This window comes from Streptomyces sp. RLA012 (assembly GCF_056270325.1).
In genome coordinates this window covers 8,672,764-8,688,458 of sequence record NZ_JBWDPA010000002.1, presented here as the reverse complement: position 1 = coordinate 8,688,458, position 15,695 = coordinate 8,672,764, and the positions used below count along the sequence as shown (strand labels likewise).

Genomic DNA, 15,695 nt, shown 5'->3' with positions numbered 1-15,695 from the left:
TGATCCCCCGGACGTTCAGGAGCCGTTGCTGACGAGCACCTTGAGGGCGGTGCGCTCGTCCATCGCCTTGTAGCCGTCGGGCACGCCCTCCAGGCCGACGGTCATGTCGAAGACGGGCGACGGGTCGATGGTGCCGTCCAGGATGTCGGGCAGCAGTTCCGGGATGTACGCCCGTACGGGCGCCACACCGCCGCGCAGCGCGATGTTCCGGTCGAACATCACCCCCAGGTCCAGCCCCGTCCCGCTGCCGTGCGGCACTCCGACGAAGCCGATGGCGCCGCCGTCGCGGGTGATGTTCACGGCCGTCCGCATGGACTGTTCGGTGCCCACCGCCTCCACGACGGCGTGCGCGCCCTGTCCCCGGGTCAGCGCGCGCACGGCCTCGACGGCCGCCTCGCCGCGCTCGGCGACGACGTCCGTGGCACCGAAGGCACGCGCGATGTCCGTACGTGCCTGGTGGCGTCCGAGCGCGATGATCCGCTCGGCGCCGAGCCGCTTGGCGGCCAGCACGGCGCACAGTCCGACGGCCCCGTCCCCGACGACGGCGACGGTGGCGCCCTTGCGGGCCCCCGCGCCGAGGGCCGCGTGGTGGCCGGTGCCCATGACGTCGGAGAGGGTCAGCAGGGCGGACAGCAGGTGGTCGTCGGAGGCCGCCTCCTTGGGCAGCTGTACGAGGGTGCCGTCGGCGAAGGGAACCCGGACGGCCTCGCCCTGTCCGCCGTCGTACCCGACCGCGCCCCAGAAGCCGCCGTGCTCGCACGAGGTGGTGAGACCCTCACGGCAGTGGTCGCAGACGCCGTCCGACCACATGAAGGGCGCGACGACCAGGTCACCGCGGCGCACTCCGGTCACGTCGGAGCCGGTCTCCTCGACGACGCCGAGGAACTCGTGCCCGATCCGCTGCCCCGGCTGCCGCGCCGCCTCACCGCGGTACGCCCACAGGTCGCTGCCGCAGATGCAGGAGCGCAGCACCCGGACCACCGCGTCGGTGGGCAGCTGCACCACGGGCTCGGGCACGTCCTCCACGCGCATGTCGAACGGGGCGTGGATGGTGGTGGCGCGCATGACGAGGATCCTTCTCGGCCGAGGTGCTTGTTGGATGCGCTCAGGGGGTGGTTGAGCGCATCCAACCGTACGCCGCCCTCGCCGCGGATTGCGCGCCGAGGGTGCCCAGCACTCCGCTGACCAGCAAGAACTGGGCGGCGGCATACGTCATCATGATCCAGAAGTCCGGCCTCGGAAGCTGCGGCCAGTGGGCGACACCGGCGGCGATGAGGGTGTCGGACGCGGGAAGAGCGCCCCGCCCGCGACGGGCCCGAGCTGGATGCTTCGGGCCCACCATCGCGGTCAGCAGCACGCTTTGACGCCCTCCCCTGCCCGAGAGCAGGAGATTCCGGTCCGTACCGCTACGCGGCACCACCACGGGTTCCTGTTTCACGGGCCCTTGCCGACCGGTGAAGGTCGGTCTTACAAGGCCTCCGCAGGCCTGACTTCCCGCCCGTCCGGCGGTAGGTCCGAAAGCTCCGCTGTCGGACAAGGCGATGCCAGCCCAGACGCTGAGCCCCTCCGGACAGGATGCCCTGCACCTCCACCCCGAAGGGTGGACCCCTGGGCAAGCGTTCGGTAGCTCGCGACGGGGATCCGAAGGGCGGCGAGCAGCGGCATCAGGAGCGGCTTGGCGACGAGGTGCCCCGGGGCGAACCCGGCGGCGAGGGAGACGAGGTCCACGACCACCGCGAGGCCGAACACAACGAGCAGCACGCGCGCGTGCCGTGGGCTCACGCGACGGGCTCCGTGACCGGCTTGGGCGCGGCGGCGGCCGGCGCCGGCTGCCAGCCGGGCCCGCGCAGGACCCGACCGACGCGCTCGCGCCAACCGGCCGCCGCCCTCAGGTCCCTGGCGATGGCGGCGTACTCGTGGGTGGCGACGCGCAGCGGGTTGTAGGTGTCGATGTTCTTGGTGAGCCCGTAGACGGGCCGCTCGGTCTCCGCGACGAACGATCCGAAGAGCCGGTCCCAGACGATGAGGATCCCGCCGAAGTTGCGGTCCAGATAGCCGCCCTGGGAGGCGTGGTGGACCCGGTGGTGCGAGGGCGTGTTGAGGACGAACTCGAACCAGCGGGGCATCTTGTCGATGCGTTCGGTGTGGATCCAGAACTGGTACACGAGGTTGGCGGACGAGCAGAACGCCAGCGCGGCAGGGTGCACGCCGAGCGCGATCAGCGGCAGGTAGAAGGGCCAGACCGTCCAGGTCGTCCAGGGCTGGCGCAGCGCGGTGGTGAGGTTGAACTTCCGGCTGGAGTGGTGGACGACATGACAGGCCCACAGGATGCGGATGACGTGATGCCCGCGGTGCGACCAGTAGTAGAAGAAGTCCTGCCCGAGCAGCATCAGCGGGACGGTCCACCACAGGACGGGCACCCGGAGCGGCGTCAGCTCGTAGACCGCCGTGTAGAGCGCGACGATCGGGATCTTCCAGAGGAAGTCGAAGACGAGACTCCCGAGCCCCATGCCGACGCTCGTCGCGGCGTCCTTCGCCTCGTACCCCGCTCCGTCCTCGTCCGGATGGAACCTGACGCTCACCATCTCGATCACGGTGAGCAGCACAAAGGCGGGTATCGACCACAGCACGACATCGGGCAGGTTCGGCATGGGTGCACCGTAGAACCGCCGGTCGGCTGCGGCTAGACGTTGTTACCCACAAGTATTACCGGGGGTACGCGCTTGCTTCTTGGTGATCTCCGCCAAGGGCCCCGCCCATGACCCGGGCAAGGACCCCGGCAAGGGTCCCTGCGGATCCGGGCCGCCGGCCGTCACACCCCCGCCGCCCCCAGCAGCGCCCCCGCCGCGTAGGTGACCCCCATCGCCAGCGCACCCCCGACCACGTTCCGCAGCACCGCGCGTCCCGGGTCCGCCGAGCCCAGCCGCGCGCTGCTCCAGCCGGTGAGGACGAGCGCGGCCGACACGGACACCACGGTGACTCCCACCCGCCAGTCCGGCGGGGGCAGCACGATCGCCAGCAGGGGCAGCAGGGCGCCCACCGTGAAGGACAGGAAGCTCGCCCAGGCCGCGTGCCAGGGGTTGGTGAGGTCGTCGGGGTCGATGCCGAGCTCCACGCGCGCGTGCGCCTTCAGGGCGTCCCGTTCCGTGAGCTGCAGCGCCGCCTCGCGGGCCACCTCCCGGGACAGCCCGCGATCCTGGAGCAGCTCCGTCAGCTCCTCCAACTCGGCCTCGGGCTGCTCCTTGAGTTCCCTCTTCTCCACGGCCAGGGCGGCGAGTTCCGAGTCCCGCTGGGTGGAGACGGACACGTACTCCCCCGCCGCCATCGACATGGACCCGGCGAGCAGCCCGGCCAGTCCCGCCGTCAGCAGCGCGGAGCGGTCGTCCGTGGCGCCGGCCACGCCGACGACGAGGCCCGCGGTGGAGACGATGCCGTCGTTGGCGCCCAGGACCGCGGCCCGCAGCCAGTTCAGCCGCGAACCGAGGCTCTCGCCGTGGGCCTCTTCGTGGGCCTCTTCGTGGGCCTGGTCGTGCGTGGGTTCCGTCACAGAGGGAGGATCGCACCCGGGGCACCCACAGCGGCGTACCGCCCCATCCGTCACCAGACCCGGACGGAGGCTCCCCTCGCGAACACCGGGCTGGTCGCGTCGGCGGGCGGCTTCTCCAGGGGCTCGGCCAGCTCCCGCACGGTAGGTCCCGCCTTCGCCGCGATCGGGTCGAGCAGGTCCAGGTCGAAGCCGTACACCCGCGCGGCGTTGCCGCCGACCATCGCCGCGATCTCCGCCCGGGGCAGGCCCGCGTACGCGAACCGCAGGCCCTCGCGGGAGTAGGGGTGGGTGCCCTCGTCGTGCGGGTAGTCGCTGCCCCACATGATCTTGTCGATCCCGATCCGGTGGCGCAGCGGCACCTCGTGCGGGCGCATGAAGCTCGCGCCGACGAAGCAGTTGTCCCGCCAGACGTCCGAAGGGCCCTTGCCCATCGCCGCGGCGAGTCCCGCGCCGAACTTCGACTCCGCCGTCGACCTCTTCGTCGCCGCCGCCGACAGCCGCCCGTGGTAGTAGTCCAGCATGTCGAGCACCCCGGGGATCCAGCCCGAGCCCTGCTCGGTCAGCACCAGCTTCAGGCCGGGGTGGCGGCGGAAGGCGCCGCCGAAGATGAGGTGCCAGAGCGCGCGGTGGGAGAACCAGGTCGTCTCGACCATGAAGACCGCGCGGGCCGCCGGTTCCTCGCCCAGCGGCGGGGACGCCGAACCCGCGTGGTGGTTCACGGGGACGCCCAGTTCCTCGCAGACCGCCCAGATCGGGTCGTACGTCGACGAGTACAGCTCGGGCAGTCCCGAGCCCGGCGGTGTGCCGGGGAGCAGCAGGCCGCCCTTGAGGCCCGCCCGGGAAGCCCAGCCGATCTCCTTCACCGCCTCCTCCACGTCGTTCAGGAGGATCTGGAAGACGCCCGCCCGGCGGCCCGGCGCGGCCGCGCAGAAGTCCGCGAGCCAGCGGTTGTGGGCGCGCAGGCCCGCCCAGCGGCGTTCGAACTCCGCGGCCGTCGGCGCGGGCGCCATCAGGGAGGCCGACGGGAAGAAGGGCGGGATGGTGTTGGGGAACACCACCTCCGCGACGATGCCGTCCTCCTCCAGCTCCGCCAGGCGCCGCTCGGAGTTCCAGTTCTTGTCGGCGGTGTCGGCGAGCAGGTCCTCGTACGGATTGACGTAGCCGGCCGCCCACGCGTCGAACGCCTCGTGGTGTTCCTTCGCCAGGTAGGGCCGGTAGTCCAGGAGGTCCGCTCCGGCATGGCAGTCCGCCGAGATCACGGTGTACCGGTCGGTGACGGGATCGGTGACGGGATCGGTGACGGGGCCGGTCCTGGGGGCGGTCACGGCGTCGTCCCCAGGACCGGGAAGTCGTGGTCGGTCAGCCAGTGGCGGCCCACCTCCCGCGAGCGCGCCCAGGACGCCTCCACGGCCGCCTGGCCGTCGCTCTGGCCGAGATCGGCCGGGGTCGGGCCGATCCGCCGGGCGAGCGGGGTCAGCGTCTCGACGTCGAAGCCGAAGACGTCCGCGGCCGCGAGACCGAGCATGCGGCGGGTCTCCGCCACGGGGATGTCGTGGAAGGTCTTCGACAGCCACGCGCGCGTGTCGGGCCAGGTGCCTTCGGGGTGCGGGAAATCGCTGCCCCAGAGGATGTTGTCGACACCGATCTCGTAGCGCTGGGCGAGTTCGCGGCGCTTGGTGTTCGTCGCGCAGATGAAGAGCTGCCGGTCGAGGTACTCGTGCGGGGGCCGCTTCAGCCCCTCGAAGGGCGACAGCTTCTTGCCGCCGTGCGCGCCCAGATAGAGGCGGTCCATGAACCAGAGGAGGTTCGGCAGCCACCAGCAACCCGACTCCGCGACACCGAACTTCAGCCCCGGGTGGCGTTCGAGGACGCCCGACCAGAGCAGGAACCACAGGGGCCGAGCGGGCCACCAGGTGACTTCGGAGACGAAGATCCCCAAGTGGTCGCCGTACTCGTGGCGCGGCGCGGCGCCGGAGTGGGTGACCACGGGCATCCCGCACTCGGCCGCCGCCGCCCACACCGGGTCGTAACGGCGGTCGTGGTAGGGCTCCTTGTCGACCCACATGGCGGGGATCATCAGGGCGCCGAGTCCCGACTCCTTGGCGCGGTACACCTCCGCGACGACCACGTCGGGGGACGCCGTGATCGGCAACAGGGCGACCCCGCAGTGCCGTTCGGGGTTCTCCCCGACGAACTCCGCCAGCCAGCGGTTGTGGGCCTGCGCGCCCGCCATGCCGAGCTGCGGGTCATGGTCGCCGGAGAGGCCGAGGCCCACGCCGAAGGGGGCGGCCGTGCGGCTGTCCACGGCATCGGCGTCCGGGAAGACCACCTCCCCGGCCACACCGTCGCCGTCCAGCTCCTTGAGGCGCTGCGCGGTGTCCCAACCGCCGCGCAGGCCCTCCTCGTTGTCCTGGAACCACTTGTCCGCGAACGCGTCGTTGCGGATGCCGAGGCGGGTCATCTCCGCGCGGCGCCGGCCCTGGCCCGCGAGGAACTCGTCGAAGTCCCGGTGGAAACGGGCGTCCAGATAGGGCCGGTACTCCTCGGTCGGGAGCCCGGCGTGGCAGTCGGAGGAGATGATCAGGTAGGGGTCCCGGTCGGTCATCGTCCGCCTCCTCAGTCCAGAATGAAGTGCTCTAGGTACGACGGGTCGGCCCGGTCGAGCATCGACTGCGACCTGGCCCGGATCTGCCGGTCGCTGTGCTCGCTCGCGGGCAGCAGCCAGAAACGGCCCTCCCCGATGCCGTCCGCCACCAGGTCGGCGACCTCCTCCACCGGCGTGAACCGCACCTCCTGTCCCGCTTCCCTCATCGCGGCCTCCCACTGGTCGAGGCTGCGGTACGGGGTCTTCCTGGGGCGCTGTTTCGCGTACCGGGAGGGCCGGTTGCGGTGCGACTCCCACAGGCCGGTACGGAGCATGTGGGGCCCGGGGAAGAGCACGGACGCCCCCACGCGCGCGTGCTCCGCCTTCAGATGCGCGTAGAGGGACTCGGTCATCGTCACCACGGCCGCCTTGGTGACGGCGTACACGGAGGCGGTCGGCAGCGGGGCGATCCCGCCGTCGCCGGACGAGGTGTTGACCACGTGGCCCGGCTCTCCCCCGGCGATCATCCGCGGCACGAACGCCTGAATGCCGTGGAAGACGCCCCAGACGTTGACGGCGAAGGCCCACTTCCAGTCGTTCGCATCGTGCTCCCACATCCGGCCCTCGGCGCCGGAGCCCACCCCGGCGTTGTTGCACAGGACGTGCACGGCGCCGTACTTCTCGTACGTCTCGGCGGCCAGCGCTTCGAGCTGTTCCCGCTCCCCGACGTCCACCACGCGCGCGTGCACCTCGGCGCCGTCCTCCCGCAACCCGGAAGCCGCCTTCTCCAGGGCGCCCTCCTCGACGTCCGCGAGGACCACCTTCAGACCGTCGGCCGCGAACCGCCGGGCCATGGCGAGCCCGATGCCGCTCGCCGCGCCGGTGACGACGGCGACCTGCCCCGCTCGGAGGTCCATCAGGCACTCCCCTCCGGCGGGCCGTCCAGGATCTGCCGGGGATCGTCGTAGCGCTGGTGGATGTACGGGAGCAACGCCTGCCCGTCGACCCGCTCGACGACCTTGCCGCGCTGGTCGGTGGTCTTCTCGCCGATGGTGATCTCAAGGAGCTCACGCACGGGGAGGTCGGCGACCGGGTCGTACATCGACTCGCGCAGCACGACGTCCCCGGTGACGCGTTCCAGCCTGCGGACCTTCTCGTTGCGCAGGCAGTGCACGAGCACCGGGTCGGTGTCGAAGCCCGAACCGTCCACCGAGGGCAGGAACTTGAAGTAGAAGTCGGTCTTCTGGACGGGTTCGGGCAGCGGCAGGTCGCCGCTCACCGCACCGCGCACCTCGACGAACGCGATGCCGTGCCGGGCGAGCACGGCGCGTACGACGAGACCGTCGCGCTCGACCGTCACCTCGCCGAGTTTCTTGGGCTCCCCGAAGACCTCGCGGCCGCCGATGAGGGCCCGTTCGTGGGTCATCGGCATGACGAGCGGATACCAGCCCTCGACACCGTCGTGCGCCGCGGCCACGGCGAACGAGCCCGCGCCGAGCGGGTATCCGGGCAGCTCGACCTTGCTGATGTTCACTCGCACCAGGGGGCGCCCGGTGGGTTTGAGCGGGGGCGGCAGGACCGCCGCGACCGCGTCCGGATCGCTCTCCCAGAGGGCCACCACACCCGTGGACCAGATGTCGGGGAGCCTGGCGCTCGCGGTGCGCGCGGCGGCGATCTCCGCCTCGGTCCGTGCGCCGTACCTCACTCGTGCCATGTCCGTACCGCCCTTCGTAGGCGCTACCTGCTGGGGCGCGCAGCACGCTTGCACCGCGCGCGCGAAAGGTCCATAGCCGTGCGCTCCGGGCTTGCCCCGGGCCGAACCAACCGTCCGCCCGGGCCTCAGTAGCACCGCGCGTACGGACGACCTGTACGGACGACGTCGTCGGGGTGGTGCGGCGGGCAGCCGCGGGCCGGCCGCGTCAACTTCGGGCCGCCGTGCCCGATTACGGGGTCCACGCGCGCGTGGCCATGTCCCGGGCCCTCAGGGGCGCCGGATCGGGCCGGGCGGCGGTCTGACTGTCAGTCGCGGCCCGTATCCTCAGTGACCATGCTCGAAGACCTGACGACCGCAGCGTCCCCAGCCCCTTGGCCGGCCGCGTATCCGCAGGGGTACGCGGTCGTCGACGTGGAGACCACCGGGCTCGCCCGGGACGACCGGATAATCTCGGCCGCCGTCTACCGGCTGGACGCGCGCGGCGAGGTCGAGGACCACTGGTACACGATGGTCAACCCGGAGCGGGACCCGGGCCCGGTCTGGATCCACGGTCTGACGACGGACGTGCTCGAAGGCGCCCCGCTCTTCCAGGACATCGCCGAGGAATTCGCCGACCGGCTCGCCGACCGCGTACTCGTCGCGCACAACGCGGTCTTCGACTGGTCGATGATCGCGCGGGAGTACGCGCGCGCGGAGCGTGAGGCGCCGGTGCGCCAGCGGCTGTGCACCATCGCGCTGGCCAAGGAGCTGGGCCTGCCACTGCCCAACCACAAGCTGGAGTCGCTGGCCGCGCACTTCGGCGTCGTACAGCGGCGGGCGCACCACGCGCTGGACGACGCGCGGGTGCTGGCGGAGGCGTTCCGGCCGAGCCTGCGGGCCGCCGCGCGCGACGGGATCCGGCTGCCGCTGCTTGAGTGCCGGCCGCTCAAGGAGTGGTCGGAGAGCCCCGCGACGCCGCGCATCGGACAGCAGTCCGGCGGCTACTCGGCCGGGGGTCACGCGGCCGGCGGTTACCCGTCCGGTGGTTACCCGTCCGGGAGTTGGCGCCCCTCCCGCAAACGCCCCGCATGCCCCTATCCCAATCCAGGGCGTTACGAAACGGGCAAACCGCTCAAGCAGGGCATGAGGGTCGCGTTCTCCGGAGACACCTCCGTCGACCGCGAGCTGCTGGAGGACCGCGCCGTCGAGGCCGGGCTGCACGTCGCGACGAGCCTGTCCCGGCTGACCAGCCTGCTCGTCACCAACGATCCGGACTCCAGTACGTCCAAGGTGGTCAAGGCCAAGCAGTTCGGGACACCGGTGATCGACGAGGCGGCGTTCGGCCAGCTGCTGCGTGACGTGGAGCCGGCCACGGAGAAGTGACGGGGCCACCCACGGACGCACCGGCACGCTGACGAACTCACCGGCGCTCCGACGGACGCACCGACACAGTGACGGACGCACCGACACGGTGACGGACGCACGGGCGCGCTGACGGACGTACGGGTGATTGCCGGGCGACTCGCCCGGCGCCCGCTCGCCCGCGCCGCGTCGGCGTCCCACCCTGTGGCGCATGGCCAGATGCGAAGTGTGCGGCAACGACTACGGCATGACCTTCGAGGTGCACGCGCAGGGCGCGGTGCACGTCTTCGACTGTTTCTCCTGCGCGATCCACCGGATGGCCCCCATCTGCGAGCACTGCCGGGTGCAGATCATCGGCCAAGGGGTCGAGGTCGAGGGCCACTGGTTCTGCGGCGCGCACTGCGCCCGCGCCGAGGGGAAGGTGGGGATCATCGACAGGGTCTGAGAGCACCCGCCGACGTCCGGGCCGACATGCACCCCCCTGAATTCGCCCCACGACCGAGTTGTACGGTCGTGGGGTGTACCGCTTCCTGTTGTCCCGGCAGTGGGTGATTCTCACCCTCGTGGCCCTCGTGCTCATCCCCACGATGATCAAGCTGGGCTTCTGGCAGCTGCACCGTCATGAGCACAAGGTCGCGCTGAACAAGGTGATCTCCCAGTCACTGACGGCCACACCGGTGCCCGCCGAGTCGCTCACCGCGCCGGGGCGGCACATCAAGCACGCCGACCTGTACCGCCGGGTCACCGCGAAGGGCACCTTCGACACCGCGCACGAGGTCGTCGTCCGGCGCCGCACCAACGCCGACGGCGAGGTCGGCTACCACGTCCTGACCCCGTTCGACCTGGACGACGGCCGGGTGCTGATCGTCAACCGGGGCTGGATCGACTCGGACGGCTCGCAGACCACGTTCCCGAAGATCCCTGCGCCCGCCAGGGGCGAGATCACCGTCACCGGGCGGCTGATGCCGGACGAGACGACCGGCGACAGCGGCATCAAGAACATCCAGGGCCTGCCCGACCGCCAGGTCATGCTGATCAACAGCGAGCAGCAGGCGAAGAGCCTCGGCAAGCAGGTCCTCGGCGGGTACATCGAGCAGACCGCGCCCGCGCCCAAGGGTGACTCCCCCGAGCTGATCCCCGATCCCGAGCACAACGACATCGGTCCGCACATGGCGTACGCGATCCAGTGGTGGCTCTTCTCCGCGGGCGTACCGGTGGGCTGGGTGATCCTGGTCCGCCGAGAGCGCCGCGACCGGGCGGAGGCCGCCGCCGCCCCGACCGCGCCGGAAGCGGCCCCGGCCGTCGTATAGCCGCCGTACAGCCGCCGTACAGCCGCCGTACAGCCGCCGTCCGGGCCGGCCGGTGAGCGGCTCCGCCGCATTCCCACCTCACGAAGCATCACCCGGTCGGCCCCCGGCCCGATTGGCCCCGGCCCCCGCCGGGAACTCGCCCCACGTGCACCCACGCATCGAGGACTACGCGCTCATCGGGGACGAACAGACCGCCGCGCTGGTGGGCCGGGACGGCTCCGTCGACTGGCTCTGTCTGCCCCGGTTCGACTCCGCGTCCTGCTTCGCCAGACTCCTGGGCGACGAGGACAACGGCCACTGGCAGATCGCGCCCAAGGGGGCGGGCCCCTGCACCCGACGCGCCTACCGGCCGGACTCACTGGTGCTCGACTCCGAATGGGAGACGGCCGAGGGCACCGTCCGCGTGACCGACTTCATGCCGCAGCGCGAGCACGCCCCCGATCTCATCCGCGTCATCGAAGGCCTCAGCGGCCGGGTGACGATGCACAGCGCACTGAAGCTGCGCTTCGACTACGGCTCGGTCGTGCCGTGGATGCGCCGGACCAACGGCCACCGGGTGGCGATCGCGGGCCCCGACTCCGTGTGGCTGCGCAGCGAGCCCGAGGTACGCACCTGGGGCAAGGACTTCTGCACGCACTCGGAGTTCACCGTGGGACCGGGCGAGCGGGTCGCCTTCGTCCTGACCTGGCACCCCTCGCACGAGTCACGCCCCCCACTGGTCGACCCGTTCGAGGCGCTGCGCTCCAGCGTCGAGGACTGGCAGGCGTGGGCGGCGCGCTGCCGTTACGACGGCCCGCACCGGAACGCCGTCGTGCGCTCCCTGATCACGCTCAAGGCGCTCACCTACGCGCCGACCGGCGGCATCGTGGCCGCCCCCACCACCTCGCTCCCGGAGGAACTCGGCGGCGTCCGCAACTGGGACTACCGCTACTGCTGGCTGCGCGACTCGACCCTCACCCTGGGCGCGCTCCTGTCGGCCGGGTACCACGAAGAGGCCGAGGCCTGGCGCAACTGGCTGCTGCGCGCGGTCGCGGGCGACCCGGCGGACCTCCAGATCATGTACGGCCTCTCCGGTGAGCGCCGGCTGCCGGAGTTCGAGCTGCCGTGGCTGCCCGGCTTCGCCGGCTCCTACCCGGTGCGGATCGGCAACGAGGCCGTCAAGCAGCTCCAACTGGACGTGTACGGCGAGGTCATCGACTCGCTCCAGCTGGCCGTGCGTTCGGGCCTGTCGTCCAAGCCGCACATGTGGCGGCTGCAGTGTGCCCTGATGGACTTCCTGCGGACGGCCTGGCGGCAGCCGGACGAGGGGATCTGGGAGGTGCGCGGCCCACGCCGGCACTTCGTGTACTCCAAGGTGATGGCGTGGGTGGCCGCCGACCGTGCCGTACGCGCCATGGAGACCGCTCCGGGGCTCGTCGGCGACCTGGACGGCTGGCGCACGATGCGCGACGAGGTGCACGCGGAGGTGTGCGAACAGGGCTTCGACACCGAGCGGAACACCTTCACGCAGTCCTACGGTTCGCGCGAACTCGACGCCTCGCTGCTGCTGATCCCCCGCGTCGGTTTCCTGCCGCCGGACGATCCGAGGGTCGTCGGCACCATCGACGCCGTGCGCGCGGAGCTCGAACGCGACGGCTTCCTGCTGCGCCGCTACAGCGCCGAGGGCACCGGTGTCGACGGGCTCCCGGGCGGCGAGGGCACCTTCCTCGTCTGCTCGTTCTGGCTCGCGGACGCGCTGCACATGACGGGCCGTACGAAGGAGGCCCGGGCGCTGTTCGAACGACTGCTCGGGCTCGCCAACGACGTGGGGCTGCTGTCCGAGGAGTACGACCCCGTCGGGCGCCGCCAGCTCGGGAACTTCCCCCAGGCGTTCAGCCACCTCGGTCTGGTGGGGACGGCCTTCAACCTGTTCGTGGACGAGCAGCCGGGAGGAGTCGAGCGGACCGGATAGGGGAGGATGGGGCCATGGATCTTGGACTGAAGGACCGTGTGTACGTCGTCACGGGAGCCACCCGTGGTCTGGGCAACGCCACCGCCCGCGAGCTCACCGCCGACGGCGCGAAGGTGGTCCTCACGGGGCGCGACGAGAAGAGCGCCGCCGGCGCGGCGTCCGCGCTCGGCCCGAACGCGGTCGGGGTGGCCGCCGACAACGCCGACCCGGGGACCCCCGACCGGCTGATCGCGACGGCCCGAGAGCACTTCGGCGCCTTCGACGGCATTCTGATCAGCGTCGGCGGCCCGCCGCCCGGCTTCGTCGCGGACAACACGGACGAGCAGTGGACGGCGGCGTTCGAGTCCGTCTTCCTGGGCGCGGTGCGGCTGGCCCGCGCGGCCGCCGCGGAGCTCGGCGAGGGCGGCGTCATCGGCTTCGTGCTCTCCGGCTCGGTGCACGAGCCGATCCCGGGCCTGACCATCTCCAACGGTCTGCGCCCCGGCCTCGCGGGCTTCGCCAAGTCCCTCGCGGACGAACTGGGCCCGCGCGGCATCCGTGTCCTGGGCCTGCTCCCGGCCCGCATCGACACGGACCGCGCGCGGGAGCTCGACGACCTCTCCGCCGATCCGGCGGCCGCCCGCGCGGCCAACGAGTCCCGCATCCCGCTGCGCCGCTACGGCACCCCGGAGGAGTTCGGCCGCGCGGCCGCGTTCCTGCTCTCACCGGCCGCGTCGTATCTGACCGGCATCATGCTGCCGGTGGACGGCGGCGTGCGGGGAGGGTACTAGGCCGACCGGGCCCAGCGGCCTCGTACGGCGCTCAACCGACCCTCTCGGCCCGGTGCTTGACCCCGCGGAGGCGCACCTCCGCGGGGAACGCGGCGAGGCCCGCCGAGTCCCGGGCGTGCGCGAGCGCCTCCGTCGTCAGCAGGTGCAGCGCGTAGCCGGGGTCCACATGCGGTTCCAGCAGCAGCTGCACCCGTGTGCCCGGAGCATCGCGCCGCCCGGTCAGCTGGACCTGGGCCCGTTCGACGCCGTCCAACCGTCCCGCCTCGTCGGCCAGTACGCCTTCCAGGGCCCGCCCGCGCAGCAGCGCCCCCTCGCCGTCGCCGGTGTCGACGAGCACCTCCGTGAGCCGGCGGCGCCGCAGCACGGCCGCCAGCCACCACAGGGCGAGCAGGACGAGGACCGCGAGAACGGCGATGACGGTCGGCCACCACCAGCCCTGCTCCCGCCACCGGGTCCGCTCGGCGGCGCTCAGCAACACGTCGTGCCGCCCGTGGTGGATCCACCAGGACGGTGGCCGCGCCCCCAGTCCCACGGCGAGCACGGAGCCGCCGAGAACGAGCAGCGCGAGTCCGACGATTCCCAGCAGAACACGGTTGACGATCCCGAGCACCGTCCTCACCCCTTCCGGCCGGGGCGCACCACATGCACCGACAGGGCGGGCGGCCGGGCGAGCCCGAGCCCCCGGATGCCGTCGGTGAGCGTGGCGTCCACGTCGGCACGTACGTCGTCGAGCTCGCGGAAGTGCGAGACCACCCGCACGTCGACCTTCCTGCGCCTCATCCGCACCCGGACCGACCGCACCCCGGAGACCTCCATGGCCCGGTCGCGCAGCGCCGTCGCGGCGGCACCCCGGTGCAGTCCGGCCCGTACGTCGGGGTGGGTGCGTCGCATCGGCAGGACATCGCGCACCCCCGGGGTCACGGCGAGGACGATCAGCCAGAGCCCGAGCGCCGCGGCGACGCCGCCGCCGACCAGCACCCAGGTGTCGTCCAGGGGCCGTTCGGCGAGCTGTCGGGCCAGGGACCTGCGCCAGTGCAGGGCGGGCCGGTGGGCGCGTACGGCCGCGATGTCGTACAGGAAGACGCCCGCGGCGACCAGGATCAGCAGCGCGAGGATCCCCGCGGGGACCCGGCGCGCCGACCAGAACCGCCCCTGTCCGTCGTCGTCGGCAGCCGCGGTGGGCGGTGGGCCGTAGTCGGCCGCGGGTGCGGACCCGCCGGGTTCTCCCTCGGCCGGCGCGCTCTCGGACGGCCCGCCCCGGGCCGCCTTCTCCAGAACGGGCATACGTCGGGTGGTGTTCTCCGAGCCCTGGGGCTCGCTCATCGCGTCCTCCCCTGTGCCACGCCGGCCGCCGGCACCAGGTGCAGCCGCTCCACCTGAACCGTCACCTCCGGCACTTCCATCCCCGCCAACGCGTGTACCCGCTCGGCGACATGACAACGCACCGCGTTGCAGCGGCCGCCGATGTCGGAGGGATAGCCGAGTTCGAGGTGGACGCGGACGCGGGCACTTTCGTGGTGGACGACGACGGTGGCGTGCGGGGACGCGGCGTCCGGGGGCAGTGCCTCCAGGGCCTCGCGGGCCGCCTGCGCGGCGATCTTCGCCACGACCCGGTCGGCGATCCGCGTCGCGCCGCGCTCGGCCGCGGCGACGGCCGTCACGGGCCGTCGGGACTCACCGGGCGGGCCGGTCACGGATGTCACCGCCGACGGTCGTCACGGGGACGGAAGAAGTCACCGAGATCCAGGTCCCCTTCGAGGAAACGTCCGACGACGAATCCGACGGCACCCAGGGCGGCGACGAGCAGGAAGGCCCCGAAACCCCCGAAGTACCCGGCGAAGCCCAGCGCCATTCCGGCGATCATGCCGATCACGGCCAAGCTCATGTTGCGCTCCTCAGCGGTTCGACGGCCGGGATGTCGTCGGCGGTCCGGTGGCCGGGATGTCGTGGGCCGTTCGATGCCCGGGTCGGTCACTGGAGCCGCGTCTCCGGCTCCTCATCTTCTTCCTCGGGAAGCTTCACATCACTCACCGCGATGTTGACCTCGACGACCTCAAGCCCCGTCATGCGCTCCACGGCCGCGATCACGTTCTCGCGGACGGCACGGGCGACGTCCGCGATCGACACCCCGTACTCGACGACGATCTCCAGGTCGAGGGCGGTCTGCAGCTCCCCGACCTCGGCCTTGACGCCTCTGCTGACGGACTTCGAGCCGCCCGGGACCCGGTCGCGCACGGCCCCGAAGGTACGGCTCAGCCCACTCCCCATCGCATGCACACCGAGGACGTCACGGGCGGCGAGTCCGGCGATCTTCTCCACGACTCCGTCGGCGATCGTGGTCCGCCCCCGGGTGGCGGGATCACCGCCGCCGCGTTTGGTGACTCCGGGCCTGCGGGACTGGGGCGCTTCCTTCTCGCCCTCAGGGCTCTCCGTCCGGTTCCGCTCCGTCATGTCGGTCATGGCCGCACGCCCCTTTCG

The 15,695-nt window shown here is 71.9% G+C and carries 18 protein-coding genes; 5 read left to right on the top strand and 13 right to left on the bottom strand.

Translation table 11 applies throughout. From position 1 onward, the window contains the following. Positions 1-15 precede the first annotated feature (15 nt). The 8 genes from RV986_RS39825 to RV986_RS39790 all read right to left on the bottom strand — a co-directional run bounded on the left by RV986_RS39825 (position 16) and on the right by RV986_RS39790 (position 7,845). A complete protein-coding gene (locus tag RV986_RS39825; RefSeq protein ID WP_475922036.1) occupies positions 16-1,065 on the bottom strand; it encodes a zinc-dependent alcohol dehydrogenase family protein in 1,050 nt (349 codons plus the stop codon). Between the two features lie 40 nt (positions 1,066-1,105). After that, positions 1,106-1,357 carry a lysoplasmalogenase family protein gene (locus RV986_RS39820; protein ID WP_475922035.1) on the bottom strand — a complete coding sequence of 84 codons (252 nt, stop codon included), beginning with the start codon at positions 1,355-1,357 and terminating at the stop codon, positions 1,106-1,108. A 421-nt stretch (positions 1,358-1,778) separates the two neighbouring features. Further along, positions 1,779-2,651 (bottom strand): sterol desaturase family protein, encoded by an 873-nt coding sequence (locus tag RV986_RS39815; RefSeq protein WP_475922034.1) that lies wholly within the window; start codon positions 2,649-2,651, stop codon positions 1,779-1,781. Between the two features lie 161 nt (positions 2,652-2,812). Continuing rightward, positions 2,813-3,547 (bottom strand): VIT1/CCC1 transporter family protein, encoded by a 735-nt coding sequence (locus RV986_RS39810; RefSeq protein ID WP_475922033.1) that lies wholly within the window; start codon positions 3,545-3,547, stop codon positions 2,813-2,815. A 50-nt stretch (positions 3,548-3,597) separates the two neighbouring features. Next, the gene (locus tag RV986_RS39805) at positions 3,598-4,872 is read right to left on the bottom strand and encodes an amidohydrolase family protein (RefSeq protein ID WP_475922032.1); all 1,275 of its coding nucleotides are present in this window, start codon (positions 4,870-4,872) and stop codon (positions 3,598-3,600) included. Next, on the bottom strand, positions 4,869-6,152 hold the full coding sequence (locus tag RV986_RS39800) for an amidohydrolase family protein (protein ID WP_475922031.1): 1,284 nt from the start codon (positions 6,150-6,152) through the stop codon (positions 4,869-4,871). The genes RV986_RS39805 and RV986_RS39800 overlap by 4 nt, the downstream gene beginning before the upstream one ends. 11 nt (positions 6,153-6,163) lie before the next feature. Then, positions 6,164-7,048 carry an SDR family NAD(P)-dependent oxidoreductase gene (locus RV986_RS39795; RefSeq protein ID WP_475922030.1) on the bottom strand — a complete coding sequence of 295 codons (885 nt, stop codon included), beginning with the start codon at positions 7,046-7,048 and terminating at the stop codon, positions 6,164-6,166. Beyond that, positions 7,048-7,845, bottom strand: a complete 798-nt coding sequence (locus tag RV986_RS39790; protein ID WP_475922029.1) for an acetoacetate decarboxylase family protein — start codon at positions 7,843-7,845, stop codon at positions 7,048-7,050. Before RV986_RS39790 ends, RV986_RS39795 begins: the two co-directional genes overlap by 1 nt. A gap of 333 nt (positions 7,846-8,178) precedes the next feature. Between RV986_RS39790 and RV986_RS39785 the strand changes: the two genes are divergently transcribed. The 5 genes from RV986_RS39785 to RV986_RS39765 all read left to right on the top strand — a co-directional run bounded on the left by RV986_RS39785 (position 8,179) and on the right by RV986_RS39765 (position 13,217). Then, positions 8,179-9,207, top strand: a complete 1,029-nt coding sequence (locus tag RV986_RS39785) for a DEDDh family exonuclease (RefSeq protein ID WP_475922028.1) — start codon at positions 8,179-8,181, stop codon at positions 9,205-9,207. Between the two features lie 190 nt (positions 9,208-9,397). After that, complete coding sequence (locus RV986_RS39780; RefSeq protein ID WP_475922027.1) at positions 9,398-9,631, top strand: hypothetical protein; 234 nt, start codon at positions 9,398-9,400, stop codon at positions 9,629-9,631. Positions 9,632-9,704: 73 nt separating this feature from the next. Beyond that, entirely contained in the window at positions 9,705-10,496 is a 792-nt protein-coding gene (locus RV986_RS39775; protein WP_475922026.1) for an SURF1 family cytochrome oxidase biogenesis protein, read from the top strand. 145 nt (positions 10,497-10,641) lie between these two features. After that, entirely contained in the window at positions 10,642-12,447 is a 1,806-nt protein-coding gene (locus RV986_RS39770) for a glycoside hydrolase family 15 protein (protein WP_475922025.1), read from the top strand. A 14-nt stretch (positions 12,448-12,461) separates the two neighbouring features. Beyond that, the gene (locus RV986_RS39765) at positions 12,462-13,217 is read left to right on the top strand and encodes an SDR family oxidoreductase (protein WP_475922024.1); all 756 of its coding nucleotides are present in this window, start codon (positions 12,462-12,464) and stop codon (positions 13,215-13,217) included. Positions 13,218-13,248: 31 nt separating this feature from the next. Here the strand turns inward: RV986_RS39765 and amaP are convergent, their stop codons facing one another. The 5 genes from amaP to RV986_RS39740 form a co-directional block, all read right to left on the bottom strand. Next, positions 13,249-13,836 carry an alkaline shock response membrane anchor protein AmaP gene (gene amaP, locus RV986_RS39760; RefSeq protein WP_475922023.1) on the bottom strand — a complete coding sequence of 196 codons (588 nt, stop codon included), beginning with the start codon at positions 13,834-13,836 and terminating at the stop codon, positions 13,249-13,251. Beyond that, on the bottom strand, positions 13,833-14,540 hold the full coding sequence (locus tag RV986_RS39755; RefSeq protein WP_475922022.1) for a DUF6286 domain-containing protein: 708 nt from the start codon (positions 14,538-14,540) through the stop codon (positions 13,833-13,835). The genes amaP and RV986_RS39755 overlap by 4 nt, the downstream gene beginning before the upstream one ends. Continuing rightward, positions 14,537-14,920 (bottom strand): Asp23/Gls24 family envelope stress response protein, encoded by a 384-nt coding sequence (locus tag RV986_RS39750; protein ID WP_475922021.1) that lies wholly within the window; start codon positions 14,918-14,920, stop codon positions 14,537-14,539. The genes RV986_RS39755 and RV986_RS39750 overlap by 4 nt, the downstream gene beginning before the upstream one ends. Then, on the bottom strand, positions 14,917-15,102 hold the full coding sequence (locus RV986_RS39745) for a hypothetical protein (RefSeq protein ID WP_054232254.1): 186 nt from the start codon (positions 15,100-15,102) through the stop codon (positions 14,917-14,919). Before RV986_RS39745 ends, RV986_RS39750 begins: the two co-directional genes overlap by 4 nt. 86 nt (positions 15,103-15,188) lie before the next feature. After that, positions 15,189-15,677 (bottom strand): Asp23/Gls24 family envelope stress response protein, encoded by a 489-nt coding sequence (locus RV986_RS39740; protein ID WP_475922020.1) that lies wholly within the window; start codon positions 15,675-15,677, stop codon positions 15,189-15,191. Positions 15,678-15,695 lie beyond the last annotated feature (18 nt).